General features: G+C 74.9%; 22 protein-coding genes and 1 pseudogene. 20 read left to right on the top strand and 3 right to left on the bottom strand.

Going from position 1 to position 22,757, the window contains the following annotated elements; all coding sequences use genetic code 11:
- The first annotated feature begins 177 nt into the window (after positions 1-177).
- Positions 178-2,025: a penicillin-binding transpeptidase domain-containing protein gene (locus ACI79G_RS01435; RefSeq protein ID WP_456879037.1), complete on the top strand. Its 1,848-nt coding sequence runs from the start codon at positions 178-180 to the stop codon at positions 2,023-2,025.
- Between the two features lie 130 nt (positions 2,026-2,155).
- Here the strand turns inward: ACI79G_RS01435 and ACI79G_RS01430 are convergent, their stop codons facing one another.
- Both ACI79G_RS01430 and ACI79G_RS01425 read right to left on the bottom strand, forming a co-directional pair.
- The gene (locus ACI79G_RS01430) at positions 2,156-2,614 is read right to left on the bottom strand and encodes a ferritin-like domain-containing protein (RefSeq protein WP_456879035.1); all 459 of its coding nucleotides are present in this window, start codon (positions 2,612-2,614) and stop codon (positions 2,156-2,158) included.
- A gap of 15 nt (positions 2,615-2,629) precedes the next feature.
- On the bottom strand, positions 2,630-3,115 hold the full coding sequence (locus tag ACI79G_RS01425; protein ID WP_456879033.1) for a hypothetical protein: 486 nt from the start codon (positions 3,113-3,115) through the stop codon (positions 2,630-2,632).
- A 220-nt stretch (positions 3,116-3,335) separates the two neighbouring features.
- On the opposite strand from ACI79G_RS01425, the gene rimP reads away from it, so the two are divergent.
- The 11 genes and pseudogenes from rimP (at position 3,336) to truB (ending at position 13,148) form a co-directional block, all read left to right on the top strand.
- On the top strand, positions 3,336-3,932 hold the full coding sequence (rimP, locus tag ACI79G_RS01420) for a ribosome maturation factor RimP (protein WP_456879031.1): 597 nt from the start codon (positions 3,336-3,338) through the stop codon (positions 3,930-3,932).
- Entirely contained in the window at positions 3,929-5,062 is a 1,134-nt protein-coding gene (nusA, locus tag ACI79G_RS01415) for a transcription termination factor NusA (RefSeq protein ID WP_456879029.1), read from the top strand. The genes rimP and nusA overlap by 4 nt, the downstream gene beginning before the upstream one ends.
- A gap of 8 nt (positions 5,063-5,070) precedes the next feature.
- Positions 5,071-5,487 (top strand): YlxR family protein, encoded by a 417-nt coding sequence (locus ACI79G_RS01410; protein WP_456879027.1) that lies wholly within the window; start codon positions 5,071-5,073, stop codon positions 5,485-5,487.
- Between the two features lie 70 nt (positions 5,488-5,557).
- Positions 5,558-5,698 (top strand): annotated as a pseudogene (locus ACI79G_RS01405) (translation initiation factor IF-2 N-terminal domain-containing protein); the annotation flags it as partial.
- Between the two features lie 1,041 nt (positions 5,699-6,739).
- Entirely contained in the window at positions 6,740-8,572 is a 1,833-nt protein-coding gene (gene infB / locus ACI79G_RS01400; RefSeq protein WP_456879411.1) for a translation initiation factor IF-2, read from the top strand.
- Between the two features lie 119 nt (positions 8,573-8,691).
- A complete protein-coding gene (locus ACI79G_RS01395) occupies positions 8,692-8,985 on the top strand; it encodes a DUF503 domain-containing protein (protein WP_456879026.1) in 294 nt (97 codons plus the stop codon).
- Between the two features lie 130 nt (positions 8,986-9,115).
- Positions 9,116-9,631, top strand: a complete 516-nt coding sequence (gene rbfA, locus ACI79G_RS01390) for a 30S ribosome-binding factor RbfA (RefSeq protein WP_456879024.1) — start codon at positions 9,116-9,118, stop codon at positions 9,629-9,631.
- Positions 9,628-9,870, top strand: coding sequence for a hypothetical protein (locus ACI79G_RS01385; protein WP_456879022.1), 243 nt, complete (start codon positions 9,628-9,630; stop codon positions 9,868-9,870). Before rbfA ends, ACI79G_RS01385 begins: the two co-directional genes overlap by 4 nt.
- On the top strand, positions 9,867-10,886 hold the full coding sequence (locus ACI79G_RS01380) for a DHH family phosphoesterase (protein WP_456879021.1): 1,020 nt from the start codon (positions 9,867-9,869) through the stop codon (positions 10,884-10,886). The genes ACI79G_RS01385 and ACI79G_RS01380 overlap by 4 nt, the downstream gene beginning before the upstream one ends.
- Before the next feature lie 34 nt (positions 10,887-10,920).
- On the top strand, positions 10,921-12,237 hold the full coding sequence (locus tag ACI79G_RS01375) for an MATE family efflux transporter (protein WP_456879020.1): 1,317 nt from the start codon (positions 10,921-10,923) through the stop codon (positions 12,235-12,237).
- On the top strand, positions 12,234-13,148 hold the full coding sequence (gene truB / locus ACI79G_RS01370; RefSeq protein WP_456879018.1) for a tRNA pseudouridine(55) synthase TruB: 915 nt from the start codon (positions 12,234-12,236) through the stop codon (positions 13,146-13,148). Before ACI79G_RS01375 ends, truB begins: the two co-directional genes overlap by 4 nt.
- A 70-nt stretch (positions 13,149-13,218) precedes the next feature.
- On the opposite strand, the gene ACI79G_RS01365 is transcribed toward truB, so the two are convergent.
- Complete coding sequence (locus ACI79G_RS01365; protein ID WP_456879016.1) at positions 13,219-13,911, bottom strand: HAD family hydrolase; 693 nt, start codon at positions 13,909-13,911, stop codon at positions 13,219-13,221.
- A gap of 165 nt (positions 13,912-14,076) precedes the next feature.
- On the opposite strand from ACI79G_RS01365, the gene ACI79G_RS01360 reads away from it, so the two are divergent.
- From ACI79G_RS01360 to dapB, 8 genes are all read left to right on the top strand, one after another.
- On the top strand, positions 14,077-14,400 hold the full coding sequence (locus ACI79G_RS01360) for an antibiotic biosynthesis monooxygenase family protein (protein WP_091445711.1): 324 nt from the start codon (positions 14,077-14,079) through the stop codon (positions 14,398-14,400).
- A gap of 110 nt (positions 14,401-14,510) precedes the next feature.
- Positions 14,511-15,650: a branched-chain amino acid aminotransferase gene (locus tag ACI79G_RS01355; protein ID WP_456879014.1), complete on the top strand. Its 1,140-nt coding sequence runs from the start codon at positions 14,511-14,513 to the stop codon at positions 15,648-15,650.
- A gap of 19 nt (positions 15,651-15,669) precedes the next feature.
- The gene (locus ACI79G_RS01350; protein ID WP_456879012.1) at positions 15,670-16,647 is read left to right on the top strand and encodes a bifunctional riboflavin kinase/FAD synthetase; all 978 of its coding nucleotides are present in this window, start codon (positions 15,670-15,672) and stop codon (positions 16,645-16,647) included.
- Positions 16,648-16,957: 310 nt separating this feature from the next.
- Complete coding sequence (gene rpsO, locus ACI79G_RS01345; protein WP_091212269.1) at positions 16,958-17,227, top strand: 30S ribosomal protein S15; 270 nt, start codon at positions 16,958-16,960, stop codon at positions 17,225-17,227.
- A 241-nt stretch (positions 17,228-17,468) separates the two neighbouring features.
- A complete protein-coding gene (locus tag ACI79G_RS01340; protein WP_456879010.1) occupies positions 17,469-19,745 on the top strand; it encodes a polyribonucleotide nucleotidyltransferase in 2,277 nt (758 codons plus the stop codon).
- Positions 19,742-21,121 carry a M16 family metallopeptidase gene (locus tag ACI79G_RS01335; protein ID WP_456879008.1) on the top strand — a complete coding sequence of 460 codons (1,380 nt, stop codon included), beginning with the start codon at positions 19,742-19,744 and terminating at the stop codon, positions 21,119-21,121. The genes ACI79G_RS01340 and ACI79G_RS01335 overlap by 4 nt, the downstream gene beginning before the upstream one ends.
- Complete coding sequence (locus ACI79G_RS01330) at positions 21,121-21,489, top strand: VanZ family protein (RefSeq protein ID WP_456879007.1); 369 nt, start codon at positions 21,121-21,123, stop codon at positions 21,487-21,489. Before ACI79G_RS01335 ends, ACI79G_RS01330 begins: the two co-directional genes overlap by 1 nt.
- Positions 21,490-21,537: 48 nt before the next feature.
- A complete protein-coding gene (dapB, locus tag ACI79G_RS01325; RefSeq protein WP_456879006.1) occupies positions 21,538-22,344 on the top strand; it encodes a 4-hydroxy-tetrahydrodipicolinate reductase in 807 nt (268 codons plus the stop codon).
- The last annotated feature ends 413 nt before the right edge of the window (positions 22,345-22,757 follow it).

Raw genomic sequence — 22,757 nt, 5'->3', positions numbered from 1 at the left:
ACCCTTCCCCCACGCCTCGCGAGCTCGGCGCGGGCCCTGAAGGGTGGCCGTTCCAGCCCGTCACCAAGCCCGGGAGGGGGCCCGCCTCCTCGGGATCGACGTCCCGGTCTGGAACGCTGTCTCCCCGTGCGCACACGTCGGGGGACGGTCCTGGGGTCCACGTTCACACTGCTCGCCGTGCCGGTGCTGGCGGCCTGTTCCGGCGACGCCGAGGACGACGTCCGCTCCGCGGCCGACGCCTTCCTCGCCGACTGGGCGGCCGGGGACACCGCGGCCGCCGCCGGCGCCACCACGGACCCCGACGTCGCGACCGCCCTGCTCGAGCAGACCGCGGCCGACCTGCCCGAGGCCGTGCTGAGCCCCGAGGTCGGGCAGGTGACCGTCGAGGACGGCACCGCCACCGTCGACTGGACCGCCACCTGGGACCTCGCCGCCGCCCCCGACTGGAGCTACCCCGCCACCCTGCGGCTGCAGGAGGCCGAGGAGGGCTGGGACGTCGTCGCCGAGCCGACCCTGGTGCACCCGGAGCTGGGGGAGGGCCAGCGCCTGCTGCTGGAGCGCGAGCTGCCCGAGCGGGCCGACATCACCGACGCCGCCGGGCAGCCGCTGTTCGCCCCGACCGAGGTCGTCAACGTCGGCGTCGACCCCGCCCAGGTCACCGACCTGCCGGCGCTCGCGGCGGGGCTGTCGTCGGCCACCGGGATCCCTGCCGAGGAGATCGTCGCCGACGTCCAGGCTGCGCCCGCGGGCCAGTTCGTGCCGGTCATCACGCTGCGCCGTCCGGACTTCGAGGCCATCCGCGCGCAGGTCTTCGACCTGCCCGGCGCGGTGTTCCCCACCGACACCCGGCTGCTGGCCCCCAGCCCCCGCTTCGCCTCGGCCCTGCTGGGCCGGGTCGGCCCGGCGACCGCCGAGGTGCTCGAGGAGACCGCGCAGGACGGCACCCCGGTGTACGCCGCTGGCGACGAGCTGGGCCTGTCCGGGCTGCAGCGCGCCCTGCAGGAGCAGCTGACCGGCACCCCCGGCTTCACCGTCTCCGTCGTCAGCACCGACGAGGCGACCGGGGACGCCGGCCGCCAGGTCGACGCGGTCGAGCCGGTACCGGGCGAGCCGGTGCAGACGCCGCTGGTGCGCGCGGTGCAGACCGCCGCCGACGCCGCCGTCGCCACCCAGCAGCTGCCGACCCACCTGGTCGTCGTGCGGCCCGGGACCGGCGAGATCGTCGCGGCCTCCTCCAACGAGGCCGCCGCGGCCGGCAACGCGTTCACCGGCCAGTACCCGCCGGGCTCGAGCATGAAGACGATCAGCGCCACCGCGCTCCTGGCCACCGGCACGCTGACCCCGCAGACGCCGGTCGCCTGCCCCGGCACCTTCGTCGTCGACGGGCGCGAGTTCGAGAACGCCGACCAGTTCGACCTGGGCACGGTCCCGTTCACCGAGGCCTTCGCCGAGTCCTGCAACACGACCTTCATGCAGCAGGGGCTGCAGCTGCCCGACGACGCGCTGGCCGACGCCGCCACCTCCTACGGCGTGGGCACCGACTGGCAGCTGCCGGTCGACCTGTTCAGCGGCGAGGTGCCCGCGGACAGCACCGGGACGACGAAGGCGGCCAACGCCATCGGCCAGGGCCAGGTGCTGATGAGCCCCGCGCAGCTGGCCCTGGTGGCCGCGGGGATCGCGAGCGGTACCCCGGCGGTGCCGGTCGAGGTCGTCGGCGCGGAGCCGGCCGGACAGGTCCCCGCCGGCCCGGACCCCGCCGTGCTCGACGCGCTGCGGCCGATGATGCGCGAGGTGGTGCTGTCGGGCACGGCCAACGCGCTGGCCGACCGCGGCGAGGTCTACGGCAAGACCGGCACCGCCGAGTTCGGCACCAGCACCCCGCCCGACGCCCACGGCTGGTTCATGGGCTACCAGCTGGGCGGACCGCAGGGCGACCTGGCCTTCGCCGTCCTGGTGGAGACCGGTCAGTCCAGCAGCGTGGCCGTCGACGTGACCGACTCCTTCCTCGGCGGACTGGGCAGCTGAGGGGCTGCCGGGTCAGGGCGACCTCCCGACGACCATGGAGCTGCGGTGGCGACACGCCGGGTCCGCACCGCGTGTCGCCACCCGGACCCCGTGATCGTCGACGAGCGGGGGCGAAGGGTCCGAAGGGTCCCTACCGCGGTAGGCCGGGGAAGGCGCTGGTGACCGGCGTCCGGCCGGCGGCGGCGCGCCATCCGACCGCGCGCACCTCGGCGGCGCCCAGCTCCTCGACCGCCAGCTCGCGCACCGACGGCTCGGTCGCCTGGTCGAGCAGCCGCACCCAGGCCGCGGACACGCCCTCCTCGAGGACGACGGCCAGCGCGGCGGCGTCCACCGCCGACAGGACCGGGAAGGGCAGGGTGTAGCCGGCCTCGCGGGGCACCGGCTCGGCGCCGCGGGCGACCAGCAGCGCCGCCAGCCGGTCGCGGACGTCCCGGTGCGCGACGTCGCCGGCCACCACGGGCTCGCGGGCGTCCGGCGGCAGCGCCGCGCCCACCGCGCCGTACCCCCACACGGCGGCGTGCTCGGCGGCCAGCACCTCGCGCAGCGCCGCGGTCTCGGTGCCCTCGTCGAGGACGCCGTCGTCAGCCACGTGCCCGCCCTCCGCTCACGCCAGCGCCGCCTCGTGACCGCGCAGCCCCGCGGCGACCGCCCCCAGCAGGGCCGCCCGGGCACCGGTCTGCCGGACGCAGGCGGCGGCGTGGGAGGCGGCCGCGCCCGCCACCTGCTCCCGCAGCCAGGTGCGCACGTCCCCGCCGGGCGGCGGGGACGGCGGTGCGGAGGAGGACGCGGCCGGCGACGACGTCGAGGACGGCGCGGCGGCGCGCAGCCGGTCGAGCTGCTCGCCCGCCTGCGCGGCCAGGTCGCTGAGGGCCAGGGCGGGATCGGCGGTCGTCGCCACGGCGTAGGCCGCGACCACCGCCTCCTGGACGGCGACCTGCCCGGCCAGCCGGTCGGCCTCCTCGGTGCTCACCGCCGGGGCGCCCGAGGAGCCCGCGGTGCAGCCGGTGGCCAGCAGTGCCAGCCCGGTCGAGGCCGCGAGGAAGGCGCGACGGGGGAAGCCCGGGGGAGCGGGCGGAGCGAGGGGGACCATCGGCCCCATCCTCCCAGCCCGGCCTCTGCCGGGCCGGGAGCACACGGCGGGCGGGTCCCTCCCCGGCCGCCCGGTCTCGGGTCCGCCGCCGGAGCGGTAGCCTGACCCTCTGCCCGGTCCCGGGCCGACGGCGTGTCCGCCGTCCCCCCGGCGGGCCGGGACACCGGCTCCACACCACCGCGTGCGTGTCGCCGACCGAGCCCAGGAGAGGGAGGGAGCCGTGTCCGCCGCCCCCCGCACCGACCCCGTCGCCACCCGGCTGGCCGGACTGGTCGCGCCGGTCGTCGAGGCCTCCGGGTACGACCTCGAGGAGCTGGTGGTCACCCCTGCCGGCCGGCGCAGCATCGTCCGCGTCGTGGTCGACCGGGACGCCGGCGTGACCCTCGACGACGTCGCCGAGGTCAGCCGCGCGGTGTCCACGGCCCTCGACGAGCACGACGGCGGGTTCGGCAGCGCCCCCTACGTGCTCGAGGTCACCAGCCCCGGGGTCGACCGGCCGCTCACCGAGCCGCGGCACTGGCGGCGCAACACCGGGCGGCTGGTCACCGTGGCCGTGGGCCCCGCGGGCTCGACCGAGCAGGTGACCGCGCGGGTGCTGGAGGTCGACGGCGACGGGGTCACCCTCGCGGTGGAGGCGAAGGGCAAGCCCGGCGCGAAGAAGCGGCCGCCCACCCGACGGCAGGTGCCGTGGCAGGAGCTGGGCACCGGACGGGTGCAGGTGGAGTTCGGCCGGCACGAGCCGGAGGCGGGTGGGGAGCCCCAGGACGCCACGGCGCAGCCGGATCCCGCGGACGACGACGACGGAGGAGGACAGTGAACATCGACGTGACCGCCCTCAAGGCGGTCGAGCGGGAGAAGGGCATCCCGGCCGACACCGTCATCGAGGCCATCGAGACGGCCCTGGTGACCGCGTACCGGCACGCCGACGGCGCGAGCAAGCACGTGCGGGTGCACGTCGACCGCAAGACCGGCGAGGTCGCGGTGCTCGCCCAGGAGCTGGGGCCGGACGGAGAGGTCGTCCGCGAGTGGGACGACACCCCGCAGGACTTCGGCCGGATCGCGGCCAGCACCGCCAAGCAGGTCATCGTCCAGCGGCTGCGCGACGCCGAGCACGAGCAGACCTTCGGCGAGTACGCGGGCAAGGAGGGCGACATCGTCAGCGGCATCGTGCAGGCCGACCAGCGGCGCAACGCCAGCGGCACGGTGCTCGTCGACATCGGCAAGGTCGAGGCGGTGCTGCCCGCGGCCGAGCAGGTGCCGGGGGAGAGCTACCCCCACGGCAGCCGGTTGCGGGCCTACGTCGTCTCGGTCGCCCGGACCTACCGCGGCCCGCAGGTCACCGTCTCGCGCACCCACCCGAACCTGGTCCGCAAGCTCTTCGCCCTCGAGGTCCCCGAGATCGCCGACGGCAGCGTCGAGATCGTCGCGGTCGCGCGCGAGGCCGGCCACCGCTCGAAGATCGCCGTCCGCACCTCGGTGCCGGGGCTCAACGCCAAGGGCGCCTGCATCGGCCCGATGGGGCAGCGCGTGCGCAACGTCATGAGCGAGCTGCACGGCGAGAAGATCGACATCGTCGACTGGTCCGACGACCCGGCGACCTTCGTGGCCTCGGCGCTGAGCCCGGCGCGGGTCTCCAGCGCCCAGCTCGTCGACCGCCAGGCGAAGGCCGTGCGGGTCGTCGTCCCCGACTACCAGCTGTCGCTGGCGATCGGCAAGGAGGGCCAGAACGCCCGCCTGGCCGCGCGGCTGACCGGTTGCCGGATCGACATCCGCAGCGACGCCCAGCTCGACGACGCCACGCCCTCGCCGGGCGTCGGGCGCGCGCCGCTGCGCTCGGGCGCGGCCCCCGCGCGCGGCGGCCGCCTGGGGGGGCCGGGTGGGGGCGCACGCCCCGGTCGGGTGCCCGGTGGCCGGAGCCCGGAACACCCGGGGCCCTCAGCGCGCTAGAGTGCAGGGTGGCCGAAACGTCGATCCCGGTGCGCACCTGTGTGGGCTGCCGGAAGCGCGCTCCGGTCACCGACCTGCTGCGCGTCGTCGCGCGGGACGGGGCACTCGTCCCCGATCCGCGACGGAGGCTCCCCGGCCGGGGTGCCTCGCTGCACCCCACCCCGGAGTGCCTGCACGCAGCGGAGCGACGCCGGGCCTTCCCCCGGGCGCTGCGCCTCCCCGGAGGCGGCGGCTCCCCGGTGGAGGCCGGTCCGCTCCGGGAGCACGTCCTCGGCGCGCCTGTGGCGCCTCCGGGGAGCGGGTCCCGGACGGGCGAGCACGCACGAACGACCACCGCACCAACACAGACGGACCCGCACCCGGCGGGGCCGCACGTCGAGAGCGAGACGTCGTCGGATGAGCAAGCCGTGAAGTCCCCACGATGACAAGCCAGACCATGCAGTACTGACGACGAGGTCGCGCGGGCCAGCCGCCGGCCTCACAAAGAGGAGATCCGTGCCAGGCAAAGCCCGCGTACACGAACTCGCCAAGGAGTTCGGTGTCGACAGCAAGACCGTGCTCGCCAAGCTCAAGGAGCAGGGCGAGTTCGTGAAGTCCGCCTCCTCGACCGTCGAGGCCCCCGTGGCCCGGCGGCTCCGGGAGGCCTTCGTCGCGTCCGGTGCCAACGGCGGCGGCAACGGTGGTGGCCAGGCGGCCGCTCCCAGGCCCGCCCCGCGCCCGGGTCCGCGTCCCCCGCAGGCCCCGGCCGCCACGGCTCCGGCCGCGCCGTCCGCCCCTGTGACGCCCGCCCCGGCCCCTGCTCCGGCTCCGGCCCCCGCTCCGGCTCCGGCCCCCGCGTCGCAGGCACCGGTGACCCGTGTCCCCGGTGCCCCGACCCCGGGCCCGCGTCCCGGCGCGGCCCGGCCCGGTGCGCCCGTCCCCGGCCCGCGGCCGACCGCTCCGGAGCCCCAGGCCCCGGCGGCCAGCGCGCCGACCCAGCAGCCGCCCGCGGCGCCCAGCGGCCCGCGTCCGGGGGGTGCCCCGCGCCCCGGTCCGGCCGGTGGCCCCACCCCGGGTCCGCGTCCGGCCGCCCCGGGTGCCGGTCCGCGACCGGGCCCGCGCCCGGCTCCGCGTCCGGGCAACAACCCCTTCAGCAGCGCTCCCCGTCCGGCTCCGGCCGGCGGCGCGCCGCGTCCCGGCCCGGCCGGTGGCCCGCGTCCGGGTCCCGCTGCCGGTGGCCCGCGTCCCGGCCCGGCCGGCCCCGGCGGTCCCCGCCCGGGTCCCGGTGCCGGCGGTCCGCGTCCCGCGGCCGGCGGCCCGCGTCCGGGTCCCGGTGCCGGCGGTCCGCGTCCGGCGGCCGGTCCCGGTGGTCCGCGTCCGAACCCGGGCATGATGCCGCAGCGTCCCTCGCCCGGCATGATGCCGCCGCGGCCGGCCGGTGCCGGCCGTCCCGGCGCACCTGCCGGTCGTGGCCGTCCCGGGGGTGGCCCCGGTGGTGGTGGCGGCGGCTTCCGTCCCGGTGGTGGCGGCGGTGGCGCTCCCGCCGGCGGTGGTTTCCGTGCCGGTGGCGGCGGTGGCCGCGGCCGGGGACGTGGTGGCTCCGGTGCCGGTACCGCGGGTGCCTTCGGCCGTCCCGGCGGGCGTGGTCCGGTCCGTGGGCGCAAGAGCAAGAAGCAGCGGCGCCAGGAGTTCGACCAGATGGCGGCGCCCAGCATGGGTGGCGTCAGCCTGCCGCGGGGCAACGGGCAGGTCGTCCGGCTGCCGCGCGGTGCGTCGCTGACCGACCTCGCCGAGAAGATCGGCGCCCAGCCGGCCGCGCTGGTCACCGCCCTGTTCCACCTGGGCGAGATGGTCACCGCGACCCAGTCGGTGAACGACGAGACGCTGCAGCTGCTCGGTGCCGAGATCGGCTGGGACATCCAGGTGGTCAGCCCCGAGGACGAGGACCGCGAGCTGCTCGAGACCTTCGACCTCACCTTCGGTGACGAGGGTGACGAGGAGGACTGGGAGGCCCGTCCGCCGGTGGTGACCGTCATGGGTCACGTCGACCACGGGAAGACGAAGCTGCTGGACGCCATCCGCAACACCAACGTGGTGGCGCGCGAGGCCGGCGGCATCACCCAGCACATCGGCGCCTACCAGATCACCACCGAGCTGGAGGGCGAGGAGCGCCCGATCACGTTCATCGACACCCCGGGTCACGAGTCGTTCACCGCCATGCGTGCCCGTGGCGCGAAGGTGACCGACATCGTCGTCCTGGTCGTGGCCGCCGACGACGGCGTCATGCCGCAGACGGTCGAGGCGCTCAACCACGCCCAGGCCGCCGAGGTGCCGATCGTGGTCGCGGTCAACAAGATCGACAAGGAGGGGGCCAACCCCGCCAAGATCCGCCAGCAGCTCACCGAGTACGGGCTGGTGGCCGAGGAGTACGGCGGCGACACGATGTTCGTCGACGTCTCCGCGACCACCCGTCAGGGCATCGACGACCTGCTCGCGGCGATCCTGCTGACCGCCGACGCCTCGCTGGACCTGCGCGCCAACACGCAGATGGACCCGCAGGGTGTGGTCATCGAGGGCAAGCTGGACAAGGGCCGCGGCCCGGTCGCGACCGTCCTGGTCCAGCGCGGCACGCTGCGCACCGGCGACTCGATCGTCGCCGGCGACGCCTACGGCCGCGTGCGCTCGCTGCTCGACGAGTACGGCAACAAGCTCAAGGAGGCCCTGCCGGCGCGTCCGGTGCAGGTCGTCGGCCTCACCTCGGTGCCGCGTGCCGGTGACACCTTCCTCGTCGTCGAGGAGGACCGCGTCGCCCGGCAGATCGCCGACCGCCGCCAGGCCCGCATCCGCAACGCGCAGAACGCGCAGATGCGCAAGCGGATCAGCCTGGAGGACCTGGACGCGGCGCTCAAGGAGAACCGTCAGCTCAACCTGATCATCAAGGGCGACAACTCGGGCACCGTGGAGGCGCTCGAGGAGGCCCTCATGAAGATCGAGGTGAGCGACGACGTCTCGCTGCGGGTCATCCACCGCGGGGTCGGGTCGATCACCAAGAGCGACATCGACCTGGCGCTGGCCGACGACGTCATCGTCCTGGGCTTCAACGTCCGGGCCGAGGGGCAGGCCACCGAGCTGGCCAACCGCGAGGGCATCGACGTCCGGTACTACTCGGTCATCTACCAGGCGATCGAGGAGATCGAGGCGGCCCTCAAGGGCATGCTCAAGCCGGAGTACGAGGAGGTCGGGCTCGGCACGGCGGAGGTCCGCGAGGTCTTCCGGGTGCCGCGGATCGGCAACGTGGCGGGCTCCATCGTCCGCAGCGGGACGATCACCCGGAACTCCAGGGCCCGGCTGGTCCGCGACGGCGTGGTCGTCGCCGACAACCTCACGGTCGAGTCGCTGCGCCGGTTCAAGGACGACGTGACCGAGGTCCGCGAGGGCTACGAGTGCGGTATCGGTCTCGGGTCGTTCAACGACATCAAGGTCGAGGACGTCATCGAGACCTTCGAGATGCGCGAGAAGCCGCGCGTGTAAGGACCCCTTCGCCCCCCACTGCTCGCACGCTCGCAGCGGGCCCCTGCGAAGGGGCCGGCTCCGCGCGCGAGCAGTGGGGGCGGGGTCACATCGCCCAGCAGCAGGACGGGGGAGTCCCGGTGTTCACCGGCACGCTGAACGCCGACCTGCTGCTCGGCGACGTGCACTCGCTCAAGGGCAAGCGCGCCGTGGTCCGGCCGATCGTGGCCGAGCTGCGGCGCCGGTACGCCGTGGCCGCCGCAGAGGTCGGTGACCAGGACCTGCACCGCCGCGTGCGGGTCGGGGTGGCCGCGGTGGCCGGCGACGCCGCTCAGGTGACCGACGTCCTCGACGCCTGCGAGCGGTTGCTGGCCGAGCGGCCGGAGGTGACGCTGCTCTCGACGCACCGGCAGCTGTTCAGCGACACCGACTAGCAGGAGGACCCCCTCCCCGCCCACGACTCGCGAGCTCGCCGCGGGCCCCTGCGAGGGGGCCGACCGCCGCGGCCCACGTCTCACCAACCCGGCGTCCACATCGTGACGCCCCGACCCACGGAGGTCCGCCGTGGCCGACCCGGCCCGCGCCCGTAAGCTCGCGGTGCGCATCCGCCAGATCGTCTCCGCCGCGATCGAGACGCAGATCAAGGACCCGCGGCTGGGCATGGTGACCGTCACCGACGCCCGGGTGACCAGCGACCTGCGCGAGGCGACGGTCTTCTACACCGTCTACGGCGACGCGACCCAGGTCGAGGACTCCGCCAAGGCCCTCACGTCGGCCACCGGCGTGCTGCGCTCGACCGTCGGCAGGCAGACCGGCATCAAGTTCGTGCCCACGCTCACCTTCGTCGCCGACCACGTGCCCGACACCGCGCGTGAGCTCGACGCCGCGCTCGAGCGGGTGCGGCACGCCGACGCCGAGCTCGCCCGCATCCGCGCCGGCGCGACGTACGCCGGTGACGCCGATCCGTACCGCCGTCCCCCCGAGGACGACGACGAGGGAGACCCCGCCGAGGACCGGGCGGACGGCGGGACTGCCGATGACACCGCCGACGAGTCCACCCAGCGCAGGAGCGTGTCATGAGCGAGAACGACCCGGACCCCAACCTGCCGGACGAGGGACAGGGCCGCTCCGAGCTGGGCGGCCGTCCCGAGCCCGACGCCGGCGACCCCACCCGGGGCGGCAAGCGGGGCGAGATCGGCGAGGCGCCGAGCATCGCCTCCGACGAGCCCGACGACGGGGAGGGCTACCCGGTCGGCGGCGGCCTGGTGACCGAGGAGGAGAACGCGCCCCCGGTCGCCGACCCCGGCCCGGCATCGTGACGGTCTCCCTCCCGCGCGGCACGGAGGTGACCGACCGGGCCGCCGCCGTCCTCGCCGAGGCGGCCGCGGCCCGGGCCACCGTCGTCCTCTCCGGGCACGTGCAGCCCGACGCCGACGCCCTCGGCAGCACGCTGGCCCTCGCCGAGGGCCTGCGGCGCCGCGGCGCCCGGGTGCTGGCCACGTTCCCCGCCCCCTTCACGCTGCCGGCGTCGCTGGCCTGGCTGCCCGGGGCCGAGGGGTTGGTGCCCTCCTCGGCGGTGCCGGCGTCCCCCGACCTGTTCGTCAGCCTCGACGCCGCCTCGCCGGGCCGGCTCGGCGAGCTGGCCCCCCTGCTGGACGGCGCGGCCACCTCCGTGGTCGTCGACCACCACGCGAGCAACCCCGGCTTCGGCGACGTCCGCGTGGTCGACCCGGCCGCACCGGCCACCGTCGTCCTCGTCGCCGACCTGCTCGACGGCCTGGGCGTGACCCTCGACGAGCGGCTGGCCACCTGCCTGTACGCCGGGCTCACCGCCGACACCGGCTCCTTCCGCTTCGGCAACACCCGCCCCGACACCCACCACCTCGCCGCCCGGCTGCTGGCGACCGGCATCGACCACGCCGCCATCAGCCAGCGGCTGTTCGACACCGCCCCGTTCGGCTGGCTGGGGCTGCTCTCGGTCGCTGCCGGTCGCGCCGTGCTGGAGGCCGAGGTCGGCGCGGGTCTGGTGTGGACCTGGTCGAGCACGGCCGAGGCCGCCGAGCACGGCCTGCCCGGCGAGCAGCTCGAGGCGCTGGTGGACGTCGTCCGCTGCACCCAGGAGGCCGACGTCGCCTGCGTGCTCAAGGGCCAGGACGACGGCTCGTGGTCGGTGTCGCTGCGCTCCCGCGGCGCCACGGACGTCGCCCGCGTCGCCATGGCACTGGGCGGTGGCGGTCACCGCGCGGCGGCGGGCTTCACCTCGCACGACGACCGCGAGGCCACCATGGCCGCCATCCGCTCCCTGCTGGACGGCCCCGCGATCATGGCGTCGTGACGACCTCCGGAACCGTGGGAGTGGTCACCGCGCCATGACCGTCGAGAGCGGGCGGCGGGCTCCCGGCGTCCTCGCGCTGGCCGCACCGGCGCTCGTCGTGCTGGCCGCCGAGCCGCTGTACCTGCTGGTCGACACCGCCGTCGTCGGGAACCTGGGCACGGTCGCGCTGGGTGGGCTCGCCGTCGGCGGCGGACTGCTGGCGTGGGCCGCCGCGCTGCTGAACTTCCTCGCCTACGGCACCACCGCCCGCGCCGCCCGCCGTGCCGGTGCCGGCGACCGGGCGGGCGCGGTCGCCGAGGGCGTGCAGGCCACCTGGCTGGCGCTGGCGCTCGGCCTGGTGGTGCTCGTGCTGTTCCAGCTGCTCGCCGGCCCGCTCACCCGGCTGCTCGCCGGCAGCGACGGACCGGTGGCCGCGGCGGGGGAGAGCTGGCTGCGCGTGGCCTCCCTGGGCGCGCCGCTGCTGCTGGTCTCCCTGGCCGGCAACGGATGGCTGCGCGGGGTGCAGGAGCTGCGCCGCCCCGTGCGCTACGTCTTGGCCGGCAGCCTCGCCAGCCTGGTGCTCTGCCCGCTGCTCGTGCACCCCGCAGGACTCGGGCTGGTCGGCTCGGCGGTCGCCAACGTCGCCGGGCAGGCGCTCACCGCCGCCCTCTTCGTCCGCTCGCTGCTGCGCGAGGGCGTCGCCTGGCGGCCCCGCCTCAGGGCGCTCCGGGCCCAGCTGGTCATCGGCCGCGACCTGTTGCTGCGGGCCGCCGTCCTGCAGGTGTCCTTCCTGGTGGCGACCGGCGTGGTCGCCCGCGCCGGCACCGCCGGACTCGGGGCGCACCAGATCGCCATCCAGCTGTTCTTCTTCCTCGCCCTGGTGCTCGACGCCTATGCCATCGCCGCGCAGACGCTGGTCGGCCAGGCCCTCGGCGCGGCCCGCCCGGACGCCGCCCGCGAGACCGCGCGACGGGTCACCTGCTGGGGCCTGGGCACCGGCGTGGTGGTCGCAGCCGCGCTGCTGGCGCTGCGGCCGGTGGTGCTGCCGCTGTTCACCGACGACCCCGCGGTCGTGGCGCAGGCGACCGTGGCCTGGTGGTTCCTCGCCGCGATGCAGCCGCTGGCCGGTGTCGTGTTCGCCCTGGACGGCGTGCTGATGGGAGCCGGCGACGTCGGCTACCTGCGCTCGGTGACCATCGGGGCGGCCCTCGTCGGTTTCGTCCCGCTGTCGCTGCTCGCGGGCCCGCTGGGGTGGGGGCTGGCCGGCGTGTGGACCGGCCTGACCCTCTTCATCGCGCTCCGGCTGGTCGGCGTGCTCGTCCGGGTGGCGGGTGAGAGGTGGCTGCGGGCGCCTGACACCGTGACGGCGTGAGCAGACGCACGGACGCCGACGTCCCCCCGGGCCTGCTGCTGGTCGACAAGCCCGGCGGCATGACCTCGCACGACGTCGTGGCCCGGGCCCGGCGGGTGCTCTCGGTCCGCCGGGTCGGGCACGCCGGCACCCTCGACCCGATGGCCACCGGCCTGCTGGTCCTCGGGGTCGGGACGGCGACCCGGCTGCTCGGGTACGTCGGCGGGCACGACAAGACCTACGAGGCCACCATCCGGCTCGGCCAGACCACCGTCACCGACGACCGCGAGGGCGAGGTCCTCGGCACCACCCCGGCCGGGCACCTCGACGACGACGCCGTCGCCGCCGCCCTGGCCGCGCAGACCGGCCCGCTGCTGCAGGTGCCCTCGTCGGTGAGCGCGGTGAAGGTCGCCGGCCGCCGGTCCTACGACCGGGTGCGCGCCGGCGAGGAGGTGGTGCTGGAGCCGCGGGCGGTGACCGTCCACCGGCTCGACGTCCACCGCGTCACCCGTCCCACGCCGGACCTGGTGGACGTCGACGTGACCGTCTCCTGCACCGCAGGCACCTACGTCCGTGCCATCGCGCGCGACGCCGGCGCCGCGCTCGGTGTGGGTGGGCACCTCACCGCGCTGCGCCGCACCGCCTCCGGCCCGTTCACGGTGGCCGGAGCCGCGCCGGTCGAGGAGGCCGGGCAGGCCCTGGCCGCCGGTGGGGGAGCGGGGGTGCTCGGTCTCACCGAGGCCGCCCGCGCCGTCTTCCCGGTGCGCACGCTGACCGACGCGGAGGCGCGCGCCCTCGGGTACGGGCAGCGGATCCCGGCCACCGGCGCCCCCGGCCTCCACGCCGCGGTGGACGGCGCCGGCCGGCTGGTCGCGCTGGTCGAGGACGCCGGTGCCGACGCCCGCGTCGCCGTGGGGTTCCCGCCGGGCTGAGGGAGGAGCCCGCGTCCCCCATCCCTCGCAGGCTCGGGACGGGCCCCTGACGCGGGGCCGTTGCCGCCCGTCACCGGCCGCGCGCCGCCCGGCCGACGAGCGAGTCGTCGAGGTGGGCCAGCAGGTCAGCCGGGTCGTCGTAGACCTCGTCGGCGCCGGCGTCCTCCAGCTCCGCCCGGGAGATGCCGCCGCAGGTCAGCGCGATGCACGGCAGGCCGGCGTCCCGCGCCGAGCGCACGTCCCAGACCGTGTCGCCGACCGCGACGGTGCGCGCGGCGTCCAGGCCGTTGTCGGTGACGGCGGTCCGCAGCAGGTCCGGTGCGGGCTTGGCCGACTCCACGTCGGCCGACGTCGTGGCCCCGTCGACGACGTCCTCGCCCCCGATCGCCGGCACCATCCACTCCAGGTCCGACTCCATGCCGCTGGTCGCCAGCACCACGGCCAGGTCCCGCTCGCGGCACGCCGCCAGCAGCCGGTCCACGCGGGGGAAGGGGACGACCAGCTCCCGCAGCGGCTCGTAGCGCCGTTCCTTCGCCTCGACGACCTCCTCGGTGTCGGGAGCGTCGTCCCCCAGCAGGTGGGTGACCAGCTCGGCGCTCGCGATGCCGATGGCCCGGTGGCAGTCGGCCATCGAGACCTCGGGGTGACCGGTGTCGCGGAAGGCCTGCCACCAGGCGAGGACCTGCAGGTAGTTGGTGTCCAGCAGCGTGCCGTCGACGTCGAGGAGGACGCCGGGCCGCGGCGCCGGTGCGGCATCGGTCATCGCGCCATCCTCACCTGGGGCCGACCGGCACGCAGGGTCGCGGGACCGACCGGCCGCTCCGCGGCGTCGCGGGATCGACCGCTGGCCCCGCGGCGTCGCGGGATCGACCGCCCGCCCCGCGGCGTCGCGGGATTGACCGGCCGCCCCGCCGGGAAGGGGGCGTCCATGAGCGTCGTCAAGATCAACGCGATCACCGTGCCCAAGGACAAGCAGGAGCGCTTCGAGGAGCGCTTCAAGGGCCGCGCCGGTGCCGTGGAGAGCACCCCGGGCTTCGAGTGGTTCGAGCTGCTGCGCCCCCTGGAGGGCACTGACCAGTACCTGGTCTACACGCGGTGGGAGAGCGAGGAGGCCTACCGGGCGTGGGAGTCCGGTCAGGACTTCGCCCGCGCCCACGAGGGCGGCGGGTCCGAGCTCGCGCCGGCGGCCAGCAACTCCTCCCACCTGTGGTCCTACGAGGTGATCGAGAGCGCGGCACCCGACCGGCCGTGACCGCCCACAGCGGCCCTCGCCGGTGTGGCCGGTGGCGGAGCTAGGGTGAGCGGGCGGTCCGGCAGCCGCCGGACCGCCCCTCGGATCCGCGCACGCCGCAGGTGGGAGCCATGACCGACACGCTCGCCGACAGCCGTACCACTTCCCGGGTGTTCACCGAGGGCGTGCCGGTGGTCGTGGAGGACGTGCGGCGCCGCCCCGCCGCGGAGCGCGACGAGCTGCTCGCCGACCCGGGCTTCGGCCGCTACTTCACCGACTCGATGTTCGTGGCGCGCTACCGCGTGGGCGAGGGCTGGTACGACGCCCGGCTGACCTCCTACGCGCCGCTGCAGGTGGACCCGGCCACCGCCGCACTGCACTACGCGCAGTCGATCTTCGAGGGGCTCAAGGCCTACGCCCAGCCCGACGGCAGCGTCGCCACCTTCCGCCCCGAGGCCAACGCCGCCCGCTTCGTCCGCGGCGCCAAGCGGCTGGCCATGCCGCCGGTGCCCGAGGAGGCCTTCCTCGCCGCCGTCGACGCCCTCGTCGACGCCGACCGCGACTGGGTGCCCACCGGCCCCGACCAGACCCTCTACCTGCGCCCCTACCAGCTGGCGACCGAGCCGTTCCTCGGCGTCCGCCCGGCGCACGAGTACCTGTTCCTGGTGATCGCCAGCCCGGCCGGCGCCTACTTCCCCCGCGGCGTCCACCCGGTCTCGGTGTACCTGTCGGAGGACTACATCCGGGCCGCGCCGGGTGGCACCGGCGACGTCAAGTGCGCCGGCAACTACGCGGCCAGCCTGCTGGCCCAGGAGCAGGCCATCGACGCCGGCTGCGACCAGGTCGTCTGGCTCGACGCGGTGGAGAAGCGCTACGTCGAGGAGATGGGCGGGATGAACCTGTTCTTCGTCCTCGGCTCCGGGGACGACGCCGAGCTGGTCACCCCCGAGCTCACCGGCACCCTGCTGCCCGGCATCACCCGCGACTCGCTGATCACCGTCGCCCGGGAGATGGGCCACCGGGTCACCGAGCGGCGGTTCAGCGTGGAGGAGTGGCGGTCCGGCGTCGCCGACGGCACGGTCACCGAGACCTTCGCCTGCGGCACCGCCGCGGTCATCACCCCGGTCGGCGAGGTCAAGGCGCGCACCGGTGACTTCACCGTCGGCAACGGGGAGCCCGGGCCGCTGACCATGCGGCTGCGCGAGCACCTGCTCGACATCCAGCACGGCCGGGTGCCCGACACCCACGGCTGGCTGCACCGGGTCGCCTGAGCGGCCCGGACGCATCGACGTGCGGCGCTGGCGGGGGCTCGAGGCGACCCCCGGCGACCTGGGACGCACGGTGGTCACCGTCGGCATGTACGACGGTGTCCACCGTGGTCACCAGCAGCTGATCGGCACGGCCGTGGCGCGGGCCCGCGCGCTGGACCGGCCCTGCCTGCTGCTCACCTTCGACCCGCACCCCTCCGAGGTGGTGCGACCGGGGTCGCACCCGGCGATCCTCACCTCGCTGGACCGCAAGGCCGAGCTGGTCGCCGAGCTGGGCGTGGACGAGATGTGCGTCCTGCCGTTCACCCCGGAGTTCATGCGGCTCCCGCCCGGGACGTTCACCCACACCGTGCTGGTGGAGCACCTGCACGCCGCCTCCGTGGTGGTGGGGGAGAACTTCACCTACGGCCACCGCGCAGCCGGCAACGTCACGACGCTCGCGGAGGAGGGGCGGCGCTTCGGGTTCACCGTGGAGCCGGTCCCGCTGGCCGGCGACTCCTCGGCGGACGGCGAGATCACCATCTCCTCGACCTACGTCCGGGCCTGCGTCGCGGCCGGGGACATGGTGTCGGCCGCGCGGGCGCTGGGCCGGCCGCACCGCATCGAGGGCGTCGTCGTCCGCGGGGACCGGCGTGGCCGCGAGCTGGGCTACCCGACGGCCAACGTGGAGTCCCCGCCCTTCACCGCGATCCCCGCGGACGGCGTCTACGCCGGCGGTCTGGTCATCCTCGACCCGCGGACCGGGGCCAGCGTGAGCACCTCGCCGGCGGCGATCTCGGTGGGCACGAACCCCACGTTCCAAGGCAGCAGGCGCACGGTGGAGGCGTACCTGCTCGACTTCGACGGCGACCTGTACGGCGAGCACGTCGGGGTGGAGTTCGTGCAGCGGCTGCGCCCGATGGCCGCCTTCTCCGGCGTCGACGAGCTGGTCGCCCAGATGGACCGCGACATCGCCGACACGCGCAGGGTCCTGGGAGCCACCCCGCAGTCGGCGCCCTGACCGGGTGGGGGACGCTCCGGATCGCTCGCGGGGGTCCGGAGGGCCTCCGGATCGGGACGCGGGCAGCGGCCCAGCGCCGCAGGGGCACGGCACCTGGCCGCGGTGCCGTCCGGAGCACGGCGATGTCCTCGTCCGGAGCACGACGATGTCATCGTCCGCAGGGCGACGGTGCCGTCGTCCCCGGTCGTCGACCGGAGGACCACGGAGCGTGGGGTAACCTGATCGATGGTCGGGTCGACCCGACCTGTGTGCAGCCTGCCTCCGTGACAGAGACCGGGGGCCACACGTGACCTGCCTCCGGAGGCGATCCATGGCGCTCGACAGCGCGACGAAGCAGCAGATCATGACCGAGTACGCCACGGTCGACAAGGACACCGGTTCGCCCGAGGTGCAGGTCGCGATGCTGACCCGCCGGATCAGCGACCTGACCGAGCACCTCAAGCAGCACAAGCACGACCACCACAGCCGGCGGGGGCTGCTCCTGCTGGTCGGTCGTCGTCGCCGGCTGCTGAACTACCTGGCCAAGACCGACATCAACCGGTACCGGTCGCTCATCGAGCGGCTCGGCCTGCGCCGGTGAACCAGAGGGGACCGTCCCGGCCGGGACGGTCCCCTCTCTCGTGCGGGTCCCGCCGCACGAACCCAGGCAGCGCGGCGGCGGCCCGACGGTGGTCGGTCCTCGGTAGTGGCCCCCGGGCATGCCCCTCCAGGCGAGGGGGAACGTCTCCCGTGGGCTTCGATCGAAGACCGGTCACCCGGGCGCAGTTCGGCGCAGACGCCACAAGAGGACGTCGCCGCATGCGACGTAGGAAGAGGACACCGTGTCCGCACCCACCACCCAGAACAGCACCGCTGCCGCGGAGTTCGACCCCGAGGACGGGGTCACCACCGCCACCGCGGTCATCGACAACGGCAGCTTCGGCAGCCGCACCATCACCTTCGAGACCGGCCGGCTGGCCAAGCAGGCCGCCGGCTCCGTCGTCGTCAGCACCGGCGACACGATGCTGCTGTCGGCCACCACGGCCAGCAAGCAGCCCAAGGACCACTTCGACTTCTTCCCGCTGACGGTGGACGTCGAGGAGCGCATGTACGCCGCCGGGCGCATCCCCGGCTCGTTCTTCCGCCGCGAGGGCCGCCCCTCCGAGGACGCGATCCTCACCTGCCGGCTCATCGACCGCCCGCTGCGCCCGACCTTCGCCAAGGGCCTGCGCAACGAGGTCCAGGTGGTCATCACCGTCCTGTCGCTGGACCCCGGCCACCTCTACGACGTGCTGGCCATCAACGGCGCCTCGGCGTCGACCCAGCTCTCGGGTCTGCCGTTCTCCGGCCCGGTCGGCGGTACCCGCGTCGCGCTCGTCAACGGCCAGTGGGTCGGCTTCCCGACCCACGCCGAGCTCGAGGACGCCGTCTTCGACATGGTCGTGGCCGGCCGCGTCCTCCCGGACGGCGACGTCGCGATCATGATGGTCGAGGCCGAGGCGACCGAGAAGACGATCGAGCTGGTCTCCGGCGGCGCCACCGCCCCGACCGAGGAGGTCGTCGCCCAGGGCCTCGAGGCCGCCAAGCCCTTCATCAAGGCGCTGTGCGACGCGCAGTCGGCGCTGGCCGAGAAGGCCGCCAAGCCGGTCGCGGACTTCCCCCGCTTCCTCGACTACCAGGACGACGTCTACGCCGCCGTCGAGGCGCACGCGGGCGCGCGGCTGGCCGAGGTCCAGGCGATCGCCGGCAAGCAGGAGCGCAACGACGCCACCGACGAGCTCAAGGACGACACCGTCGCCGCGCTCGCGGCCCGGTTCGAGGGCCGCGAGAAGGAGGTCTCCGCGGCCTTCCGCGCGCTGACCAAGAAGGTCGTCCGGCAGCGGATCCTGCGGGACAAGGTCCGCATCGACGGCCGTGGCCTCACCGACATCCGCCCGCTCTCGGCCGAGGTCGAGGTCATCCCGCGGGTGCACGGCTCGGCGCTGTTCGAGCGCGGCGAGACGCAGATCCTCGGCGTCACCACGCTGAACATGCTCCGCATGGAGCAGCAGCTGGACACCCTGTCGCCGGTGACCCGCAAGCGCTACATGCACAACTACAACTTCCCGCCGTACTCCACGGGTGAGACCGGCCGCGTCGGTTCGCCCAAGCGCCGGGAGATCGGCCACGGCGCGCTCGCCGAGCGGGCGCTGGTGCCGGTGCTGCCCGACCGCGAGGAGTTCCCCTACGCGATCCGGCAGGTGTCGGAGGCGCTGGGGTCCAACGGCTCGACGTCCATGGGCTCGGTCTGCGCCTCGACCCTGGCGCTGCTCAACGCCGGTGTGCCGCTGCGCGCCCCGGTCGCCGGCATCGCCATGGGCCTGGTCTCCGACGAGGTCGACGGCAAGACCGAGTACGTCGCGCTGACCGACATCCTCGGTGCCGAGGACGCCTTCGGTGACATGGACTTCAAGGTCGCCGGCACGCGGGACTTCGTCACCGCGCTGCAGCTGGACACCAAGCTCGACGGCATCCCGTCCGACGTGCTGGCCCAGGCGCTGACCCAGGCCCGCGCCGCCCGGCTGCACATCCTCGACGTGATGAACGAGGCCATCGACGGGCCCGACGAGATGAGCCCGTTCGCCCCGCGGGTGACCACGGTGCGCATCCCGGTCGACAAGATCGGCGCGGTCATCGGCCCCAAGGGCCAGATGATCAACGCGATCCAGGACGAGACCGGCGCGGACATCACCATCGAGGACGACGGCACGATCTACGTCGGCGCCTCCGACGGCCCCTCGGCCCAGGCGGCGGTGGACCGGATCAACGCCATCGCCAACCCGCAGATGCCCAAGGTCGGCGAGCGCTTCCTCGGCACGGTCGTCAAGACCACGCCGTTCGGCGCCTTCGTCTCCCTGCTCCCGGGCAAGGACGGCCTGGTGCACATCAGCAAGCTGGGCGGCGGCAAGCGGATCGGCAAGGTCGAGGACGTCGTCAACGTCGGCGACAAGCTGCAGGTCGAGATCACCGACATCGACGCCCGCGGCAAGATCAGCCTCGTGCCCGTCGCGGCCGAGGGTGACGGCGCTGCCGAGGCCGCCCCGGCCGGCGACGCCGCGCCCGCTCCCGCGGAGGCGTGAACACGGACACGCAGCAGGCTCTGACCGGGGCCGGGACGGGTGCCACCACGCCCGTCCCGGCCCCGGCCGGTGTCGGGGAGACGGCCGTCCTCGACGTCGACGAGTTCGGCGGCCGGGTTGAGCGCACCGAACTGCCCGGTGGCCTGCGGGTGCTGACCGAGACGATGCCCGGGGTGCTGTCGGCGACCGTCGGCATCTGGGTCGGCGTCGGCTCGCGGGACGAGACGGACGCCGTCGCCGGCTCCTCGCACTTCCTCGAGCACCTGCTGTTCAAGGGCACCGGCAGCCGCAGCGCGCTGGAGATCGCGACGGCCATGGACGCCGTGGGCGGTGAGATGAACGCCTTCACCGCCAAGGAGCACACCTGCTACTACGCCAACGTGCTCGCCAGCGACCTGCCGCTGGCCGTCACCCTGCTCGGCGACCTGGTCACCGACGCGCTCAACACCGCCGCGGACCTGGAGAGCGAGCGGACGGTGGTGCTCGAGGAGATCGCCATGCGCGACGACGAGCCCTCCGACCTGGTGCACGACCTCTTCGCCGAGACGCTGTTCGGCGGCACCGCCCTGGGCCGCTCGGTGCTGGGCACGGTCGAGTCCATCGAGGCCCTGACCCGGGACGACGTCGACGGCTGGTACCGCCGGCGCTACACCCTCCCCTCGATCGTGGTGACCGCGGCCGGCCGGGTGGAGCACCAGCAGGTGCTCGACCTGGTCACCGCGGCCTTCGGCGACCGGCTGTCGGGTCCGGCGCGTCCGGCACCGCTGAGGCGCGGCGAAAAGGGGGCGGCGACCGGCCCCGCCCGGCCGACCGGGCTGGTGCGGCGCCGCACGGAGCAGACCCACCTGCTGCTCGGGTCGGTGGGGCTCGGCCGGCTCGACGAGCGGCGCTACGCGGCGGCGGTCATGGAGACCGCCGTCGGTGGGGGCATGAGCTCGCGGCTGTTCCAGGAGATCCGGGAGAAGCGCGGGCTGGTGTACAGCGTCGGCTCGTCGCTGTCGCACTACGCCGGCACCGGGTCGTTCTCCGTCTACGCGGGCTGCTCGCCCAAGCGGGTGCCCGAGGTGCTGCGGCTGGTCCGCGAGGAGCTCGCGCGCGTGGCCGCCGAGGGGTTGACCGCCGAGGAGGTCGCGCGGGGACGCGGCCAGCTCAAGGGCGGCCTGGTCCTCGGCCTGGAGGACACCGGCTCGCGCATGAGCCGGCTGGGCAAGAGCGAGCTCTCCTACGGGGAGTACCTGCCCGTGCGCGAGGTGCTCGACCGGCTGGACGGCGTCGACGAGGACCAGGTCCGCGCGGTCGCCGCCGAGCTGCTCACGCGGGAGACCTGCCTGGCCGTGGTGGGCCCCTACCGCGAGTCGGACCTCGACCGGCTCTGATGACCCGTCCGCACCCCGCCCTCGCCGTCCACGGCGCGCTCTCGCGCGGCGTGTTCGCCGTCGTCGTCCTGGTGTCGCTGGCCGTGCTCTTCGCCCCTGCGGACGACGTCCCCTCGGCGCCGCCAGGGGTGGACAAGCTGGTGCACCTGCTGCTGTTCGCCGCGCTGGCGGGCAGCGGCAGGTGGGCCGGTGCCCGCGCCGCCGTCCTCGGCGCGCTCCTGGTCGTCTACGCCGCGCTCAGCGAGGTGGTCCAGGGGCTGTCGGCGCTGGAGCGGTCGGCGTCGGTGGCCGACTGGGTCGCTGACGTCGTCGGCGTCCTCGCCGGTCTGCTGGCGTGGGCCCGGGCCGGACGGCGCGCCGCGGCCTGACCGGGGGGCGGCCTTGCATCGCACGCCGGTGCCGGGAAGCCTGACCCGGTGACCACGAGCTCCGCCGCCTCCGACCAGCACGGATCCACCGCCCCCACCGGCGGGGCCCCGCTCATCCCCGTCGGCGTCCTGGGCGCCCGCGGGCGGATGGGCACCGAGGTCGTCAAGGCGGTCGACGCCGCCGAGGACCTCGAGCTGGTCGCCATGGTCGACGCGGGGGACTGGCTGTTCGACGTGGCGAACGCCGGCGCGCAGGTGGTCGTCGACTTCACCCGACCGGACGTCGTCATGGACAACATCCGGTTCTGCATCGACAACAACATCCACTGCGTCGTCGGCACGACCGGCTTCGACGACGAGAAGCTCGCCACCGTCGCCGCGTGGCTCGAGCCCAAGCCCGACGTCGGCGTCGTCATCGCCCCCAACTTCGGCATCGGCGCCGTCCTGCTCATGCGCTTCGCCCAGGAGGCGGCGCGCTTCTTCCCGTCCACGGAGATCGTGGAGCTGCACCACCCGAACAAGGTCGACGCGCCCTCCGGCACGGCGGTGCGGACCGCCCGCCTGGTCGCCGCCGCCCGTCGGGCGGCCGGTCTCCCGGCTTCGCCGGACGCCACCACCGACTCGCTCCCGGGCGCCCGGGGGGCCGACGTCGAGGGCGTCGCGGTGCACGCCGTCCGGCTGACCGGCCTGGTCGCGCACCAGGAGGTGCTCATGGGAGCGGCGGGGGAGACCCTGACCCTCCGGCACGACTCCTACGACCGGGCGTCGTTCATGCCCGGCGTGCTCCTCGCTGTCCGGGAGATCGGCCTGCACCCGGGCCTGACGGTCGGCATCGAGGGGTTCCTGGGCCTCTGAGGGAGGGCCCCGTCCCCCTCGGCCTCCGCAGGCTCGCGGCGAGCCCCTGGACGGGCCACCGTCCTCTCCACCTCCGCCGGCCCGGCCGCGACCCGGGACGGGGCCACCTGTGACGCGGGACGCCTTGCCCCGACTTGCGCACCGGCCCCGAGAGTCGTGTATGGTTCTCTACGCGCCGGACGGGCCCGGGAGGGCCGCGGAGAGCACCCCCGGGTGCAGGACTCCGAACACGGCGTACAGTGGGACAAGCCGCCAGAGACGAAGCCCGAGAGGGTCGAGTCGCTGCGCGTCCGCTCCTTGAGAACTCAACAGCGTGCCGAAAGTCAGTGCCAAGCAAGTGACAACCCCTTTTGTGGGTTTCTTTGGGTTGATTGACGAGAGCGTCCAGTTCTCGGTTCTCGCCCGGATTCGAA

This window comes from Geodermatophilus sp. SYSU D00779 (assembly GCF_054050595.1).
Note: the sequence above shows the minus strand (reverse complement) of the source record. Positions and strands in the feature narration are given on the sequence as shown.